The organism is Nonomuraea maheshkhaliensis (assembly GCF_039529435.1).
Classification (GTDB): Bacteria; Actinomycetota; Actinomycetes; order Streptosporangiales; family Streptosporangiaceae; genus Nonomuraea; species Nonomuraea maheshkhaliensis.
Genome location: NZ_BAAAMU010000026.1, coordinates 82579 through 97581, shown reverse-complemented (window position 1 = coordinate 97581; position 15003 = coordinate 82579). Strand labels below are relative to the sequence as shown.

Sequence of the window (15003 nt, the reverse complement as noted above, 5' to 3'; positions counted from 1 at the left end):
CTCCGCTAGCGTTGAAGGTGCTTCGCGCGCCGTATCGGCGCTTCGGGGGCGACGTCGACGCCCGGTCATCTCCTACCTGCCATGGTTCTCATCGCGCGACGGGAGTGATTTCGATGTTCGAACGCCTGCTCGTGTCAGCCGCAGTGATGGCATCCGTACTCGCCGGCTCCGGTCTCGGCGTGGCCCACGCCGCCCGGACCACCACCACATTCGCGGCGGATCCCATCCCGGTTCCGCCCGTTCCGGACGCGCCGGACGATCCGTACCCCATCCCGCCCGAGGACCGTGAACGCGACGACGACGAGCGTCGTGACGATTACCGTCACAGGTGATGATCATGCTGTTCGTACGTCCGTCGCGCGGGCACGGCGGGTCAGCTCCACCGCGTCGGCGACGGGCGTGCGGGCCAGGGTGATCGCGCGGGCGCGGGGGTTCGCGGCCTGCGCGATGCGGGCGAGCACGTGCCCGGGCGGCGCCTGGACGAACAGTGTCGTGCCGAGCTCGCCGAGCAGGGCGACGACGTCCCGCCAGCGCAGGGTGGCGGCCACCCCGTGGGCCAGGTCGTCGAGGACGGCGTCCGCGTCCGTGAGCGGGCGGCCGGTGCGTCCGCCGAGGTAGGTGACGGTGACGGCGCGCCTGGGCACCGTGCCGAGGTGGGCCGCCATGGCGTCGGCGAGCCCGGCGAGCAGCGGGCAGTGCGAGGGGACGCCGATGTCCAGCCGCCGCACGCGCCGCGCCCCGGCCCGCTCGGCCGCCGCGTCGAGGCGGTCCAGCGCGCGGTCGCTGCCGGCGGCCACGACCTGCTGGTCGGCGTCGATGACGGCCAGGTACGCGGGGTCGTCGTCTGTCGTGACCGACTCGATCAGCGCGCGGGCCCTGGGCACGCCGAGCCCGAGCACGGCGGCCATGCCGTACCCGGACGGGTAGGCGTCGCGCATGAGTTCGGCGCGGTGGCGTACGGCCATGAGGGCTTCGGCGAAGGTGAGCACGCCGGCGGTGACGGCGGCGGGGAAGGCGCCGGCGGAATGGCCGGCCACGGCGTCGGGCTCGGCGCCTTCGGCGGTGAGCGCCCTGGTCGTGGCGACGCCGGCGACGCAGAGCGCGATCTGCGTGGTGACGGTGGACGCCAGTGCCGGCGCGTCGTCCCGCGTGGACGAGCCGGGCAGGACGCGTTCGGCCTCGGCGAGGGTCGCGGTGACGGCCGGATGGCTTGGCAGGTCGTGCAGCATTCCGGGCCGCTGGGTGCCCTGGCCGGGGTAGAGGAAGGCGACCGTCATGGGCTTGCCCAGGGGTCGTCGACCAGTTCGGGGCCGTGCGGGGTGCGAACCAGGGCCGGGCCGCCGGTACGGGCCCACTCGCTCAGGCTGATCCCGCCGCGCGGGGTTTCCAGCTGGCAGTCGACCCGGCTGGGGAGGGTGGTGAAGGCCGTCACCAGGCGGGCGGCTGTTGCTGGGGGCAGTCTGTGGGGCGTGCGTACGAGCAGGTCGAGGTCGCTGGCGGGGTGGGTGACCCGGTGCCCGGTGGCCAGCTCGAAACCGACACTGCCGACCGGGCCCCAGACGGCCTCGCGCCCCAACTCCTGGGCCAGCAGCGGGCCGACGGCGGACAGGGTGTCGCACAGAGCGGTGGGCAGGGTGGCGTGCGGGTGCGGGTGGTTCAGCTCTTCCGGGGGCACGTGGCGGGTCACCTCCTCCGCAGGGACGAGGGTGGCGTGGCGCTGTGACCGCTGAGGTCCGCGTACCCCGATGGGGATCAGGCCGGGCGGGTGCGGTGCCCGCCGTACGACGGCCCAGCCGCAGGCCGCCAGCGACGCCACGGCCCATCCGGGCAGCTCGGCACCGGCCACCGCGCCGCCCGCGAGCCGGATCAGGTCGTGCGGGCGCGCCGTCACCCCCATTGCCGCGCGAGTTCCTCGTGGATGCGCCGCGAAGCCGCCCTGGTCTGCAGAGCGCCCGGCGAGTTGAGACGGTTGCTCAGGTCTCGGGGCCCTTTCCTGGCCCGTACGACGGCGGCGGCCAGCGCGTTCCGCACCTTCGTGACGTCCTCGTCGGTCGGCTGGCCGGCGTTCTCCACCCGCAGCAGCTCGTCGCACAGGCCGAGCTTGGCCCAGTCGCCGACGTCGTACGACAGCGGCGGGAACCGTGCGGCCAGCTCGTCGAGCTCGGCCACCGTCCTCAGGGTCACCTTGGCCGCGGCCTCCTTGTGCATGGCGTGGATCACCACGCCGGGATCGTCCAGCGCCAGGATCTGGTTCGCCTGCAGACCGTGCGCGAGCAGCCCGCCGGACAGGGCGTTCCCGACGATGAGCGTGATGACCGGATGTCCGGCCGTCCTGGCGGTGGCGTAGGCGTCCACGGCGGCGGCCAGCGCGTGGTGGATGCCGAGCAGTTCCTCGACGCGCCCGTAAGCCTGGCTGGGCAGGTCGACCACGGCGACGATCGGGCGGCGGCCGTCCCGCGACTGCCCGTCACCCGGCGGCCCGTCACCTGCCTGCCCCTTACGCGACCGCCCGTCCGCTGCGACCACCTCGGTCACCGCCTCGGCGATGGCGAGCCCTTCGCGCAGCCCGACCTCCCCCGCGCGCGCACGGTGATAGGGACTCGCCGGGTCCGGCACAACGGTGACGATCCGGGCGCTGTCGTCGCCCAGCCCGCAATCAGCGGTGATCACGGACGGCACGACGGCGTTCACCGCCCCGTCCGCGAGCGCGTGCGTCCAGTTCACCCCACGACTCATCCCGAACCTCCCCCCGCCCGCGCGGGTCTCCCCCACACCGCCGCGAGCTCGGCCGGAGCAGGCGGATGCGCCGGATCCACGGCTTCCAGGCAGGCCCGCAACTCCCCGATCCGCCGCGAGCGAGGCTCGGCGGGCACACCCTCCCGCACGGCCTCGACCACGGCGGCCCGCAGCGCGGCGACGTCGTCGAGGACCAGCGCGTCCGCCAGCCCGGTCCTGACGCGCTGTGTCCCGCCGTCGATCGACCAGATCAGCGGATGGTCGGAGGCGTCGAACTCGGCGATCCCCGCCTCCGACTCGATCACCTCGGGACCGTCGAGCCCGAGCCGGCTCTCCGCCGTCATGATCAGCTTCGTGCACAGTCCGGCGGCGATGCTCACGCCGCCGAAACAGCCCAGCGCCCCGGCGATGACGCCCACCACGGGCTGGAGCGCGCGCAGCTCCAGCACCGCCGCGCACACCTCGGCCACCGTGGCCAGGCCCAGGTTGGCCTCCTGGAGGCGGACGCCGCCGGTCTCCAGCAGCAGCACCGCCACGGTCGGAGTGCCGGCGCGGCTGTCCCGTGCCGCCAGGGACAGCGCGGCGGCGATCTTCGCGCCGGAGACCTCGCCGATGCCGCCGCCCTGGAAGGCCTGTTCGATGCCGATCACGACCGCGCGCCGCCCGTCCAGCTCGCCCTTGACCACGACGACGCCGTCGTCGGACTGCGGGACGACGCCCTGCGGCTCCAGCCACGGCGACTCGATGCGATCGAAGGGTCCGCACAGTTCGCGGGCGCCCTCGTCCAGCAGCGCCTTCGCCCGTTCCCTGGCGTCCAGCTCGATGAAGCTGGTACGGCCGAGCAGCGATTCCCACTCGGTGACCGTCATGCCCTGCCCTCCTCGATGGCCTGCCGCAGGCGCAGGGTCACCACGCCCGGCGTGGCGCCGAAGTCGTTGAGCTCGAAGTCCGCGGCCACGGGGTGGCGGGCGAAGAAGCGCTCCAGCACCGTCCGCCACACCGTGTCGAACCCATCCACACTGGTACGCACCCGCACGCGGGCGATCCCGTTCGCGGGAGTCATCAGGACCTCCACATCCCCCGAGCCGACCACCCCGACGTGGCTGCGCCGGGCGGCCGGGCGGTCCGCGGGGAACTCGTAGCTCAGCGTCTGCATGCGAGCACCTCCTGCTCAGCGGGTTCCGGCCACGGCACCATGTCGAGGAAGAGCGCGGCGGCCAGCAGATCGCCGCTCCCGCCCGGTGACAGGCGCCGCGCGCGCAGCTCGTCGTCCAGTTCCATGAGCGCGGCACGGCCGGGGCCGGTACTCGCGCCTCCCTCGGCCAGGACCCGCCGGGCGCCGGACCGTACGGTACGCAGGCCGTCAGGGCCGCCGCGGTGCAGGACGCAGGTGTCGTCGAGCAGGCTCATCACGGCCAGCAAGGCGTCCAGCCGGGCCGCCTCCTCGCCGAGACCGGCGGCCCTGCCCGCCCGCAGCCGCGGCAGCGCGACCTCGGTGACGTGCGGGAAGGCGTTCTCGGCCTCCCTGCGGGCGCCGCCGGCCCCGTAGCGCGACCGGGCCAGGTCGCCGTGGGACGACTCCCCCACCGGGGCCCGCCGATCGGGCAGCGCGGCCAGCCGGGCCGCCTCACGGGCGGCCGCACGACCCCAGATCGCACGATCCCAGGGCCCACAATCCCAGGCCGCACCATCCCAGGCCCCACGATGCCAGGCCGCGCCGCCGGCGACGGCGGCGACCAGCAGCCCGAGCGCCCACAGGGCCCCGCGATGGGTGTTGACGCCGCCGGTGGCCCGCAGCATCGCCCGCTCACCCCTGCGGCCGAGCACGCCCAGCCGCTCCCGCAGCCCGGCGCCGGCGGGCGTCCGCTCGGCGGTCTGGGCGATCTCGTGGAACGCGGGCCGCAGCGCCTCGGCGGAGGCCAGCATGAGCGGAAGGTCCATGTCATCGTGAGCGCCGCCGCCGCGACCGTCGACCAGCCCGGGTTTGGGACTCAGCCGGGCCTCCTCGCACAGCGCCAGAACGGCCGCGCCGGCCAGCACGGCCGCGGACGGCCTGGCGTGCTCGATCACGGTCATCGGCGGGTCACCAGGTCCGGAACCGGGCGGGCGGGTCGTACAGCCCGCCGGACCAGGCCACGAGATCCTCGACGCTGCGGGCGGCCAGCAGCGAGCGTTTCGCCTTGCGTACGTCGACCTTGAGGTCTCCCGGCAGCGCGACCAGCCCGTCCCTGCGCAGTCGCTCGACGCGCCGCTCGTCGATCTCCCGGCCGATCGCCGTGGCGCCCGCGACGGCGGCCACCGCCTCACGCCGTTCGGCCAGGGACGAGGCCTTGTAGAGGTACGCCACGCCCTCCTCGGTCACCACGTGGCTGACGTCGTCCCCGTAGATCATGATCGGCGGAACGGGCATGGACGCGTCCTTGCCCACCGGGACCGCGTCGAGCGTCTCCACGAACGCCGGATCGCCGCCCGAGCGGAAGGTCTGGGTGATCTGCGCGACGAGCTTGCGGCCCCGCAGCGCCGGAGCCTGCCCGGTGAGCAGGCTCAGCCAGGCGGCGGAGGGGTGCCTGCGGCCGTGCGGGTCGTGTCCCATGTTGGGCGCTCCGCCGAAACCGCTCAGGCGGCCCTCGGTGACCGTCGAGGAGTTCGCGCTGCCGTCGATCTGCAGCGACGACCCGATGAACAGGTCCACGGCGTACTGGCCGGCGAGCTGGCACAGCACCCGGTTCGAGCGCAGCGAGCCGTCACGGCCGGTGAAGAACACGTCCGGGCGGGCGGCGACATAGCGCTCCGTGCCCGGTTCCCCGCCGAAGCAGTGCACCGACTCGACCCAGCCGCTCTCGATGGCGGGGATGAGCGTCGGATGCGGGTTGAGCGCCCAGTGCCGGCAGATCTTCCCGCGCAGCCCCAGCTCCTCGCCGTACGTGGGCAGGAGCAGCTCGATCGCCGCGGTGTCGTAGCCGATGCCGTGGTTCAGCGTGGTCACGCCGTGCCGCTCGTAGATGCCGCGCAGCGTCATCATGGCCATGAGGATCTCCACCTGGCCGATGTGGCGGGGATCGCGGGTGAACAGCGGCTCCAGCGCGAACGGCCGCGGGCTCCGCACGATCAGGTCCACCCAGTCGCCGGGGATGTCCACCCGGGGCACCCGGTCCACGATCTCGTTGACCTGGACGACGGTCACGCCGTCGGAGAAGGCCACCGCCTCGGCGATGGTCGGGGTGTCCTCGGTGCTGGGGCCGGTGAACAGGTTCCCGTCGCGGTCGGCCTGCTCGGCGCAGAGCAGCGCGACGTTCGGGACGAGGTCGACGAACATGCGCGCGTACAGTTCGACGTACGTGTGGATGGCCCCGACCTCGACCTTGCCGTCGGCCAGCAGTTGCGCCATGCGCACGCTCTGCGGACCGGCGTAGGCGAAGTCGAGCCGGCGGGCCACCCCTCGCTCGAACACGTCGAGGTGCTCTTTGAGGCTGATCGAGGAGATCAGCAGGTGCAGGTCGTGCACGGCCTGCGGATCGCAGCCGGCCAGCGCCTCGGCCAGGAAGTCGGCCTGCTTCTGGTTGTCGCCTTCCAGCGCCACCCGGTCCCCGGGCCGCAGCAACGCCTCAAGCGCCGCGCCCATCCGCGCGGCGTCCAGCACCCGGCCGGAGACGAAGGGACGGACCCGCTCCAAGCGGTCCCGTTTGGCGGTCCGCCGCCGGGTCCAGTCCCGAGCGGCCACCTTGGTGCGCGCCATCACCAGCCCCCATCCAGCATTGACGCAGATGTGGTGCACGCAAACGGCGCGTGACTAACCCAAGCGGGCCTAAAGGCTGTCCACGGGGGTCAGCGTCCGGTGATGGCGGGCAGCAGGTGGTCGCGGACGAACGCCTGCGCGTCGATCTCCTCGCCGCCGTCGTCGCCGGTGCGCGCGGTGATCACGAGGACGAGGTCCGCGCCGGGGATCACGTACACGAACTGCCCGCCGTGCCCCCAGGCGAAATACGTCGAACGTCCGGAGACGGCGTGCGTCCACCAGCCCTCGGAATAGCCGAACGTGTCATCGACCTGCGTGGTCCGGGCCCGCGCCGCCCGCACGGCGCCCTGGGGGACGAGCGGCCGGCCGTCCCATGTGCCGTCGTTCAGATAGAGCAGGCCGAACTTGGCCAGCTCCCGTGGCGTCAGATAGAGGTTGTACCCGCCGGAGAAGACACCTCGCGGGTCGCGGCCCCAGTGCTCGGCCGTGATGCCCATCGGTCCGAAGAGGTACCGGTGGGCGAAGCGGCAGGTGTCCATCCGCGTCGCCCTTTGCAGCACGGCCGAGACGACGTGGGTGTTGCCGGTGCTGTACGTGTACGTCGTGCCGGGGGCGGAGACAAGCGGACGACCGAGAATCGCCCGGACCCAGTCCGAATCCTTCTCGACCTGGTTTTCGGTCGAATCCTCCGTCCAGTCGAGGCCCGACGTCATGGTCAGCAGGTGCCGGATGGTGATCTTCTTCTTGGCCGGCGGCGCGTCGCCGAAGTGCTCCGGCAGGTAGGTGGCCACCGGGTCGTCCAGGCTCGTGAGGTGGCCCTTCGCGACGGCGATGTGGACCAGAGCCTGGAGGATGCTCTTCGACACCGAATGGACGTTGTCGCTCCGCCGTGCGTCACCGCCGTGGAAATAGCGTTCGGCCACGAGCCGGCCGTGCCGGACGACCAGCGCGCCGGCCACCGACGGATCGGTCCCGAGCTCGGCCAGTCCCGCGTTCAGCTTGGCGGGGTCCATCCCCTCCTGCTCCGGCGGGGCCTTCGGCCAGGCCGCGTCGCCGCCCCCCAAATCCTGATATGTCGGATTGCTCTCGTAAAACGTCCGGCCGTCACCCGCGATCCGGCCGCACTCGACAGTCGCCGCGATCGGCTCTGGAGGTGCCGCGTCGGTGCACCCGGCGGACGCCATGAGCGACAACATCGGCACTGTGCGGGTGATCCACCGCACGGCCGACCGGGCCGCCCGCCGGCAACAGGTCATACGCCATCATCTCCGAGGTGTCCCCTGCCTTGTGGGACGAATGTCCTGGAAGCCGGGACGTGGGGCGGCGCATAGTCGGTTCTGACAAGAGCTGTCCAATCGTGGACGGTTCCTGGGACCCGGCGAACACCGGCCGTAAGGTCGATTCGACGAGCCGATCGACGCCCCGCGCTCAGAGGGAGAAGGCGATGAATCCCGGATCAGCTGAGAACACGACCACCGCCGCCGGCGGCTTCCTCGCGATCTCCATCGACGACTCCTCGATCCACCACTACCGCGACGTCGGCGAGCTGCTCCGGGACCCGCACGGCGGGGACACCGCGATCGAATGCTTCGACCGCGACGGCTTCCGGCTCGTCTTCGAGCTGAACGGGCGAGGACAGCCGGTGGCCGCCCGGCGCACGGCCGAGGCGCCGGACCACCAAGAGCTGGCGCGGCGCATCGGCTCGGTGATCGGCAAGAGCCGGGCCAGACTGCGGGCGGCCGACCACGACGACCTGCCGGACGTCCTCCAGGAGCTGGGCACGCTCGCGAGCGCGCCCTACGCCGAGTCCTTCGAGGCGCTGCGTCGGCCGCCGTACGGGCACCCGCCCCTGGAGGACCCGCACGATCCGAACGACGGTGACTGGTTCCACAACTGCTTCACGCACGGCAAGTGCTTCTGACCTGCCATGCCCTGGCGGCCATCGTTCGTTCTGACGATTCGCGGTGCGGTGACGGCATGCCTGACGGTCCTGCTGTGCGGCCTGGTGGTGGCCGGTCAGCTGATCGGCGCCGGTCGCGACTCGGGGCCAGAGGCGGCGCTGGCGGCGCCCGTCGCGGTGGCGTTCACGCCGATGGGCGCGCTCATCCTCGCCGGGGTGCGCGATTCCGTCGTCGGCCGGCTCATGCTCGCGACCGGCCTGGCCGCCGCCGGCGGACTGGTGGCGGCCAGTTGGTCGGTCTGGCTGCCGGCCCACTGGGTGACCCAGTGGGCCGGGTGGCCGCCGTTCGCGCTGATCTTCCTGACGTTGCTGGTGTTCCCCGACGGGCGGCTGCCGTCGCCGCGCTGGCGGCCGCTTGCGGTATGGATCGCCGTGGCGGCGGCGGTGGCGACGATCGCGTTCGCGGTCGCCGCGCTCGATCACCCGCGCACGCTGCTGACCGAGCTCGACACGCCGCTGACCGGCCGCGCGCGACTGCTGCTGCGGATCGGCGGCGTGGCCGTGCTCACCTGCGTCGCCGCCCTGGCCGGCGTGCTGTGGTCGTTGTGGTACCGCTGGCGGCGGGCCGACGGCGACGTACGTCTCCAGCTCATGTGCCTGCTGCCGGCCGGCGGCCTGTTCGTGGTGGGGCTGACCCTCAGCCTTCAGGGGGTGTCCGGCGGCTGGGCGCTCGGAGCCGTCGCGGTGCCGATCGCGATGACCGTGGCGGTGCTGCGCTACCACCTCTACGACCTCGACCGGATCGTCAACCGGGCCGTGGTCTGGCTCGTCATGACGGTGCTGATCGTGGCCGCGTTCGTCGGCATCGTGGCGGCCGTGCGCGACGTGCTGTTCCGCGGTGACGCCACCCGGGCCTCGCTCGTGGCCACCGGCCTGATCGCGGTGGCCTTCGAGCCGCTGCGCCGCCGCGTGCAGGGCGGGGTGGACCGGCTGCTGTACGGGGACCGCGACGATCCGTACAAGGTCGTGGCCGAGCTCGGCGAGGTGGTCGGCAGCACCGCCGAGCCGAACGCCGTGCTGCCCCAGCTCACCGAGGCGGTCGCCCGGTCGTTACGGGTCCCGTACGTGGCCGTCGAGCTGACGGAGGGAGGTCGCCACCTCGCCGCCGAACACGGATCCGTCGCGCCGGACGTGCAGCCGTTCGAGCTCGTGGCGCACGGCGAGACGATCGGCCGGCTGCTCGTCGCGCCCCGGACCCGGGGCAGCCGGTTCACCCGCAGGGAGACGCGGCTGCTGCGCGACATCGCCGTGCACGCCGCGGTGGCCGCCGAGGGCACCACGCTGGTACGCGACCTGCGGCGCTCCCGCGAGCGGCTGGTCCTCGCCCGCGAGGAGGAACGCCGGCGGCTGCGCCGGGAGCTGCACGACAGCGTCGGCCCTAGTTTGTCCGGGATGTCGATGCAGCTGCGTGCCGCCATGAAGGCTCTGCCGGCCGACTCGCCGACCGGCGCGATGCTCACCGTGCTGGCCGAGGACCTGCGGAACTGCACGATCGAGGTACGCCAGCTCGTCGACCAGCTCCGTCCTCCGGCCCTGGACAACGGGCTGGGGCCCGGCCTGCGGGCGGCATGCCGGCGCTTCGACGGGACGGACCTGTCGGTCGACCTGCGCGTCACCGGTGAGCTGGACGGGCTGCCCGCGGCGGTCGAGGTGGCCGTGTACCGCATCGTCGCCGAGGCGCTGGCCAACGTCGTCCGGCACGCCCGCGCCCGGCGGTGCGCGGTCACCGTCGAACGTTCGTCCGCGCTGGCCGTCGAGGTCAACGACGACGGGTCCGGCATCGACGGCGGCTCCCCGCGCGGGGTCGGGCTGGAGTCGATGAAGGAGCGGGCCACCGAGCTGGGCGGCACGTTCACCGTACGTCCCGCGCCGTCGTCCGGCACCGTCGTGTCGATCCGCATCCCGCTGCGCACGGCGGGGCCGGCATGAACGGCGAGCTGCGCGTCCTGGTCGTCGACGACCACCCGGTCGTACGCAGGGGGCTGCGCGCGATGCTCTCCGGCGAGCACTGGGTGGGCGAGGTGCTGGAGACCGGCACGGTCGCGGCGGCGGTCCGGACGGCGGTGACCGAGGCGGTGGACCTGGTCGCCATGGACGTCGCGCTGCCCGACGGCGACGGCATCGACGCCACCGCGCGCATCCTGCGGGCCCGGCCGGACACCAAGGTGCTGATCCTGACGATGGCCGACGACGAGGACATCGCCACGCGGGCGCTGCGCGCCGGCGCCCGGGGTTACGTGCTCAAGCTGACCGATCCGGAGACGGTCGTGGACGCCCTGCGCGCGGTGGCGGCCGGCAGCATCGTGCTCGGCCCGTCGGTCGGATCGGCGCTGCTCACGGCGGCGAGTCGCGAGCTGGCGGCGCTGCCTGCCCCCTTCGACCAGCTCACCGAACGGGAGCGGCAGATCGTGACCCTGCTCGCGAAGGGCGACAGCAATGCTCGGATCGCCCGGCAGCTCGGCGTGTCGGAGAAGACGATCCGCAACCAGCTCACGCCGCTGTTCACCAAGCTCGGCGTGACCGATCGGGTGCAGGCCGCCCTCAGGGCGCGTGACGCGGGGTTCGGCACATAGCCGACATGTCAGCACTTCGGATTAGGTCCGAGTGCATGCCACCGCGTCCGTGAAGGTCCGGGCGCACGGGAACGGCGCGCCACCGCGCGGGTGACGCGCCGTCGGGGGCACGGCGTTCAGCCCAGGGCGCCGATCGGGTCGCCCTTCATGGCCCGTCGCATCCGCGCCCGGACACCCGGCGCCAGCACCCAGCTCACCCGCCCGACCTCGTCCTCGCCGGACAGTTGCCGGGCCACGACGCGCCCGCGCTGACCGAGGTCGCCGAGGCGGACCAGGAAGCGCAGCCGGTTCGCCGTGCCGGCGCCGATCAGGCCCGGCCCTAAGCGGACCCGCCCGGACGCCGGGAGCCGGGCGACCGCCAGGTCCAGCTTCTCGTCGACCTGCTCGATCTGCAGATCGGCGCGGAAGTCGCGGGCGAAGCGCAGCGGCAGTTCGAGCAGCACGTCCGCGTCGCCGGGCAGCCGGGTGAGCAGCTCGACCTCGAACGGGCGGGCCTCGTCCGGGGCACCGGCCACCAGGAACGGCAGCGCCACATGGCTGTCCGCCGCCGGGTCGTTGTCGACCACGTTGAAGTTCCGCCAGGTGACGTTGTTGTTGGCGCGGATGAAGGTCTGGAAGTTCGTCCAGTTGAGGAAGTCGGTCGGGGCCGGCCCGAGATCCCCGGGCGTGCTGACGATCGCCACCAGGCAGTAGTGCCCGGGCGCCGGGATCCGCGCCGCCGGCCAGACGAGCGGGGCGGAGACGGTCAGCACCTCGCCGGCCGGCACATTCGGCAGGGTCACGGTGCCGACCAGGGTCCAGAGGTTGGGCGTGACCAGCGTCGACGGCGGCGACCAGTACACGGTGGCGGTGGTGGCCCCGGCCGCGGTCGCGCCCTGGTTGCGTACCCGGACGTAGATGACGTTGTCCTGGCCGGCTTCGGCCTCGAAGCCCAAGGTGTCGCTCAGCTCCGTGCCGCTGCCCTCCCCGTACGCGGCCTGCGGGTCGGCGACCGGCGCCGGGCGCAGGATCACGTCGGGCGAGGCCGAGACGAAGCCGTTGTGCGCGTCGCCGGTGTCGGCGAGGTTGTCGCGCACGTAGACGTCCGGCGTGACTTCCAGCTCGGTGTCGATGATCGTGCGCAGGTTGGGCAGCACCCCCATCGCGGTGGGCTCGGTGGCGGCCGGCGGGGTGTTCAGCGCCGGATCGCTGAGTATCGCCCGCATCTGCCGCGGGCTGAGGCGGATGTTCCGGTTGGCCTGGCACACGCCTTGGACCGCGAGCGCCGCGCCGGCCACGATCGGCGAGGCGGACGACGTGCCGCTGAAGAACCCGGTGTACGAGGTCGTCGATCCGGCGGCCGTGGGGCTCGTCGTGGAGCTGGCCGTGTCGACGTTCTCGCCCCAGGCGTAGCAGTCGATCCGGGCGCCGAAGGTGGAGTAGGCCAGGCGGGTGTGCGGCGCGGCCGAGCTCGCGGCGGCCACCAGGATCGCGCCCGAGTCGCGGAAGTCGGCGTTGGCGGGGTCGCGCCACAGGATCCGCTTGCCGGCCGCGTTCTGGTAGGCGTCCAGGTCGACCGCGGGCGTGCCGCCGTTGTTGGTGCCGTTGCCGCCGGCCTCGACCACGATGATGCCGAGCGCGGTGGCCAGCCGGATGGCCTCGTAGCTGGCCTCGACGGTCTCCACCGGCCCGTACCGGGGCACGCCGGTCGTCGTCACGGAGACCTGGGCTTCGAGCAGCAGCACGTCGCCGAAGTCCATCCGGGCGATGGCGGCGATGATCGCGTTCCTGATCGTGCTGTCGTGGTACGAGCTGGCCAGCGCGGACGCCACGTTCGGGACGATGCCCACGCCGCCGACGGCGTTGTCGGACGCGATCATCTCGCCGAACACCGACGTGCCGTGCGGCCGGGAGGCGTCCCGCACCGCCCCGTTGACGAGCGTGATGCCGTGCGCCACGAGATCCTCGTGGTCGAACGTCCAGCCCCGTTCCATGTCGACGATCCGCTGGCCGGCGCCGTCGCCGCCGGCGAAGCCCCACGCGTAGCGGGCGTCGATGCCGACGGGCGCCGCGTCCAGGTAGTCCTGGTTGCCGTTGCGCGGGTCGTCGGCCGCGTTGACCAGGGGGTCGGGGCCGATCACCTCGACCTCGGCCGAGCGCACCGTGGCCCATTCGCGCAGCGCGGCGGCCATCGACTCCGGGTCCCTGGCCCGCTCGGCGTCCGCGTAGAAGAACCGGTCGAGCGGCTCGGCGCGGTAGCTGGGGTCCCGCCGTACGGCACGTTCCTGCAGTTCGCGCAGGTGGGCCGGCTCCAGCGCGGTGAAGACCGGCCGGAGGGTGACGGCGCCGTTCTCCTCGACGAGCCGGCGCCACCGCGGCGGGTCGGATTTCTCCAGGACGACGGCCGGATCGTCGGGGATCTCCACGTTGGTGTGGAAACGTATGATCACCTGCGGCGGTTCGAACTCGGACATCTTCGGTGGACCTCTCGCTCGTTCCGGTGCTGAACTCTCGTTCCGGTGCTGAACTGGAGACGCCGTCGGGTCACCGGCTGATACCTCGGTGGCTTCGTCCGTACGGCGTGCGCCCGCACGGGCGTCCGTGCGGGCGGGGAGTTTCACGTCCTGGGCCTGAATCCGGCGGGCGCCTCGGCTGCGTGGGGCTCGTCGGCGGGCCGGAGGGTCAGAACTCGGCGCCGATCTCGGGGCTCTTCACGGTGACGTCCAGCGGGAAGATCGGCTGGTTGCTGCGCAGCCGCATCCTGGCGTAGAGCTCGTCGTGGTCGTCGAAGACGCTGTCGTCCTCGTCCAGCGCGCTGCGCGGCACGCGCATGGTGAACGTGTGCGTGGCGCTGACCGGCGCCGGGCGGGTGCCGACGACGCGTACGAGGTCGTCGCCTCCGTTGAAGCCGCTGTCCGCGGCCCACAGCTCGCACCGCAGGGACAGGCCGAGCCCGTTGGCGATGAGGAACTGTTCGAACGGGGTGAGGCTGACCCCCACGCTCGCCTCGATGTCAGCCTGGTTGGAGCCCGACACCAAGCTGATCTTCAGCTGCGGGTTCGTCAGAGTTGCCATGCCGCGCCTCCTGGGCGTTCTCAGCGGCTGCCGGAGCGGTCGCACCGACCGGTCCAATCTCCGGCGGCCGGGGTCCCTGCCGCATGAGGCGCATGTCCCGCCCCGCCGGGCGGTTCGCCTTCTCCGCGAGCCTTGAGCGGACGGCGGCGTCAGCTCGTCGCGCTGGTGTAGCGCCGCAGGGCGCGGCGCCAGATCAGCCAGGCGAGCGCGCACGCGGCGAGCGCGACCGCGAGCGCGACGAGGACGGCGGCGAAGCCGGACGCGTCGCCGCTCAGGAGGACCTCGGCGGGAACGGTGGCCACGAAGGCGATCGGCAGCACGTAGGTGAAGAGGAGTTGCAGGGCGACCGGGTAGATGCCGATCGGGTAGCGGGCGAACTGCCAAAGGGCGTCGTACGCGACACCGAGTTCGAGGCCGAGCGCCCAGAAGGCGACGGCCGCGGTGAGGACGCGGGTCGCCCACATCACCGCGGTCGCCGCGACGACGAGGATCAGCCACCCGAGCACGCCGAGGACGGTCGGTGTCACACCGGCCTCCCGCATCCCGAGCACGATGGCGCCGGCGCCCAGGACGACCTGGGTCAACGCCAGCGGAGCGCAGGTGCCGAGGGTGACCAGGAAGATCGCGGGCGCCGGTTGGACCAGCACCTCGTCCAGCTTGCCGCTGTTGATCTTGCCGTTGAACCACTGCACGTTCGGCTCCACGAACGCGGCCCGCAGCCCGCTGACGATCTGGAAGATGCCCAGCAGGACGACGGCTTCGCCGAGCCGCCAGCCGTTGAGGTCGTCCGTACGGGTGAAGACCATGGCGAGCGCGATCAGCGACGACGCGAGCGTGAGCACGGCGAGCCCGATCTCGAAGACGAGATCGCCCCTGAAGGCCAGAGAACGCCGCACGGACAGCGAGAACAGCAGCCCGAACAGCCGGATGAGTTTCAGCACCGG

The 15003-nt window shown here is 72.7% G+C and carries 15 protein-coding genes; 4 read left to right on the top strand and 11 right to left on the bottom strand.

The genetic code is table 11. The annotated features are described in order from the left end of the window. Positions 1 to 113: 113 nt before the first annotated feature. Positions 114 to 332, top strand: coding sequence for a hypothetical protein (locus tag ABFX54_RS19890; protein WP_346106818.1), 219 nt, complete (start codon positions 114 to 116; stop codon positions 330 to 332). A gap of 3 nt (positions 333 to 335) precedes the next feature. Here ABFX54_RS19890 and ABFX54_RS19885 read toward each other — a convergent pair whose 3' ends face one another. The 8 genes from ABFX54_RS19885 to ABFX54_RS19850 all read right to left on the bottom strand — a co-directional run bounded on the left by ABFX54_RS19885 (position 336) and on the right by ABFX54_RS19850 (position 7485). Next, positions 336 to 1277, bottom strand: a complete 942-nt coding sequence (locus ABFX54_RS19885) for an acyltransferase domain-containing protein (RefSeq protein WP_346106816.1) — start codon at positions 1275 to 1277, stop codon at positions 336 to 338. Continuing rightward, positions 1274 to 1897, bottom strand: coding sequence for a malonate decarboxylase holo-ACP synthase (locus tag ABFX54_RS19880; RefSeq protein WP_346106815.1), 624 nt, complete (start codon positions 1895 to 1897; stop codon positions 1274 to 1276). Before ABFX54_RS19880 ends, ABFX54_RS19885 begins: the two co-directional genes overlap by 4 nt. Next, positions 1888 to 2736, bottom strand: coding sequence for a biotin-independent malonate decarboxylase subunit gamma (locus ABFX54_RS19875; RefSeq protein WP_346106813.1), 849 nt, complete (start codon positions 2734 to 2736; stop codon positions 1888 to 1890). The genes ABFX54_RS19880 and ABFX54_RS19875 overlap by 10 nt, the downstream gene beginning before the upstream one ends. Next, the gene (gene mdcD / locus ABFX54_RS19870) at positions 2733 to 3605 is read right to left on the bottom strand and encodes a biotin-independent malonate decarboxylase subunit beta (protein ID WP_346106811.1); all 873 of its coding nucleotides are present in this window, start codon (positions 3603 to 3605) and stop codon (positions 2733 to 2735) included. Before mdcD ends, ABFX54_RS19875 begins: the two co-directional genes overlap by 4 nt. Next, positions 3602 to 3892 (bottom strand): malonate decarboxylase subunit delta, encoded by a 291-nt coding sequence (locus ABFX54_RS19865; RefSeq protein WP_346106809.1) that lies wholly within the window; start codon positions 3890 to 3892, stop codon positions 3602 to 3604. Before ABFX54_RS19865 ends, mdcD begins: the two co-directional genes overlap by 4 nt. After that, positions 3880 to 4812, bottom strand: coding sequence for a triphosphoribosyl-dephospho-CoA synthase (locus ABFX54_RS19860; RefSeq protein ID WP_346106808.1), 933 nt, complete (start codon positions 4810 to 4812; stop codon positions 3880 to 3882). Before ABFX54_RS19860 ends, ABFX54_RS19865 begins: the two co-directional genes overlap by 13 nt. Positions 4813 to 4819: 7 nt before the next feature. Further along, the gene (gene mdcA, locus ABFX54_RS19855) at positions 4820 to 6472 is read right to left on the bottom strand and encodes a malonate decarboxylase subunit alpha (RefSeq protein WP_346106806.1); all 1653 of its coding nucleotides are present in this window, start codon (positions 6470 to 6472) and stop codon (positions 4820 to 4822) included. 89 nt (positions 6473 to 6561) lie between these two features. After that, entirely contained in the window at positions 6562 to 7485 is a 924-nt protein-coding gene (locus tag ABFX54_RS19850) for a serine hydrolase domain-containing protein (protein ID WP_346106804.1), read from the bottom strand. A 431-nt stretch (positions 7486 to 7916) separates the two neighbouring features. Between ABFX54_RS19850 and ABFX54_RS19845 the strand changes: the two genes are divergently transcribed. From ABFX54_RS19845 to ABFX54_RS19835, 3 genes are read left to right on the top strand one after another with little or no spacing between them, the layout of a single operon-like run. Next, positions 7917 to 8393, top strand: coding sequence for a hypothetical protein (locus ABFX54_RS19845; RefSeq protein ID WP_346106802.1), 477 nt, complete (start codon positions 7917 to 7919; stop codon positions 8391 to 8393). A gap of 48 nt (positions 8394 to 8441) precedes the next feature. Further along, the gene (locus tag ABFX54_RS19840) at positions 8442 to 10361 is read left to right on the top strand and encodes a sensor histidine kinase (protein ID WP_346106800.1); all 1920 of its coding nucleotides are present in this window, start codon (positions 8442 to 8444) and stop codon (positions 10359 to 10361) included. Next, positions 10358 to 11005, top strand: coding sequence for a response regulator (locus ABFX54_RS19835; protein ID WP_346106798.1), 648 nt, complete (start codon positions 10358 to 10360; stop codon positions 11003 to 11005). Before ABFX54_RS19840 ends, ABFX54_RS19835 begins: the two co-directional genes overlap by 4 nt. A gap of 116 nt (positions 11006 to 11121) precedes the next feature. Here the strand turns inward: ABFX54_RS19835 and ABFX54_RS19830 are convergent, their stop codons facing one another. From ABFX54_RS19830 to ABFX54_RS19820, 3 genes are all read right to left on the bottom strand, one after another. Continuing rightward, complete coding sequence (locus ABFX54_RS19830) at positions 11122 to 13458, bottom strand: S8 family peptidase (protein ID WP_346106796.1); 2337 nt, start codon at positions 13456 to 13458, stop codon at positions 11122 to 11124. Between the two features lie 208 nt (positions 13459 to 13666). Continuing rightward, positions 13667 to 14059 carry a hypothetical protein gene (locus ABFX54_RS19825; protein WP_346106795.1) on the bottom strand — a complete coding sequence of 131 codons (393 nt, stop codon included), beginning with the start codon at positions 14057 to 14059 and terminating at the stop codon, positions 13667 to 13669. Positions 14060 to 14208: 149 nt separating this feature from the next. Continuing rightward, positions 14209 to 15000 (bottom strand): ABC transporter permease, encoded by a 792-nt coding sequence (locus tag ABFX54_RS19820; RefSeq protein WP_346106793.1) that lies wholly within the window; start codon positions 14998 to 15000, stop codon positions 14209 to 14211. Positions 15001 to 15003 lie beyond the last annotated feature (3 nt).

Excerpts from the sequence above, each read along its gene's own strand:
- ABFX54_RS19890 (WP_346106818.1), top strand. The coding sequence starts at position 114 with ATGTTCGAACGCCTGCTCGTGTCAGCCGCAGTGATGGCATCCGTACTC.
- ABFX54_RS19885 (WP_346106816.1), bottom strand. The coding sequence starts at position 1,277 with ATGACGGTCGCCTTCCTCTACCCCGGCCAGGGCACCCAGCGGCCCGGA.
- ABFX54_RS19880 (WP_346106815.1), bottom strand. The coding sequence starts at position 1,897 with ATGGGGGTGACGGCGCGCCCGCACGACCTGATCCGGCTCGCGGGCGGC.
- ABFX54_RS19875 (WP_346106813.1), bottom strand. The coding sequence starts at position 2,736 with ATGAGTCGTGGGGTGAACTGGACGCACGCGCTCGCGGACGGGGCGGTG.
- mdcD (WP_346106811.1), bottom strand. The coding sequence starts at position 3,605 with ATGACGGTCACCGAGTGGGAATCGCTGCTCGGCCGTACCAGCTTCATC.
- ABFX54_RS19865 (WP_346106809.1), bottom strand. The coding sequence starts at position 3,892 with ATGCAGACGCTGAGCTACGAGTTCCCCGCGGACCGCCCGGCCGCCCGG.
- ABFX54_RS19860 (WP_346106808.1), bottom strand. The coding sequence starts at position 4,812 with ATGACCGTGATCGAGCACGCCAGGCCGTCCGCGGCCGTGCTGGCCGGC.
- mdcA (WP_346106806.1), bottom strand. The coding sequence starts at position 6,472 with ATGGCGCGCACCAAGGTGGCCGCTCGGGACTGGACCCGGCGGCGGACC.
- ABFX54_RS19850 (WP_346106804.1), bottom strand. The coding sequence starts at position 7,485 with ATGGACCCCGCCAAGCTGAACGCGGGACTGGCCGAGCTCGGGACCGAT.
- ABFX54_RS19845 (WP_346106802.1), top strand. The coding sequence starts at position 7,917 with ATGAATCCCGGATCAGCTGAGAACACGACCACCGCCGCCGGCGGCTTC.
- ABFX54_RS19835 (WP_346106798.1), top strand. The coding sequence starts at position 10,358 with ATGAACGGCGAGCTGCGCGTCCTGGTCGTCGACGACCACCCGGTCGTA.
- ABFX54_RS19830 (WP_346106796.1), bottom strand. The coding sequence starts at position 13,458 with ATGTCCGAGTTCGAACCGCCGCAGGTGATCATACGTTTCCACACCAAC.
- ABFX54_RS19825 (WP_346106795.1), bottom strand. The coding sequence starts at position 14,059 with ATGGCAACTCTGACGAACCCGCAGCTGAAGATCAGCTTGGTGTCGGGC.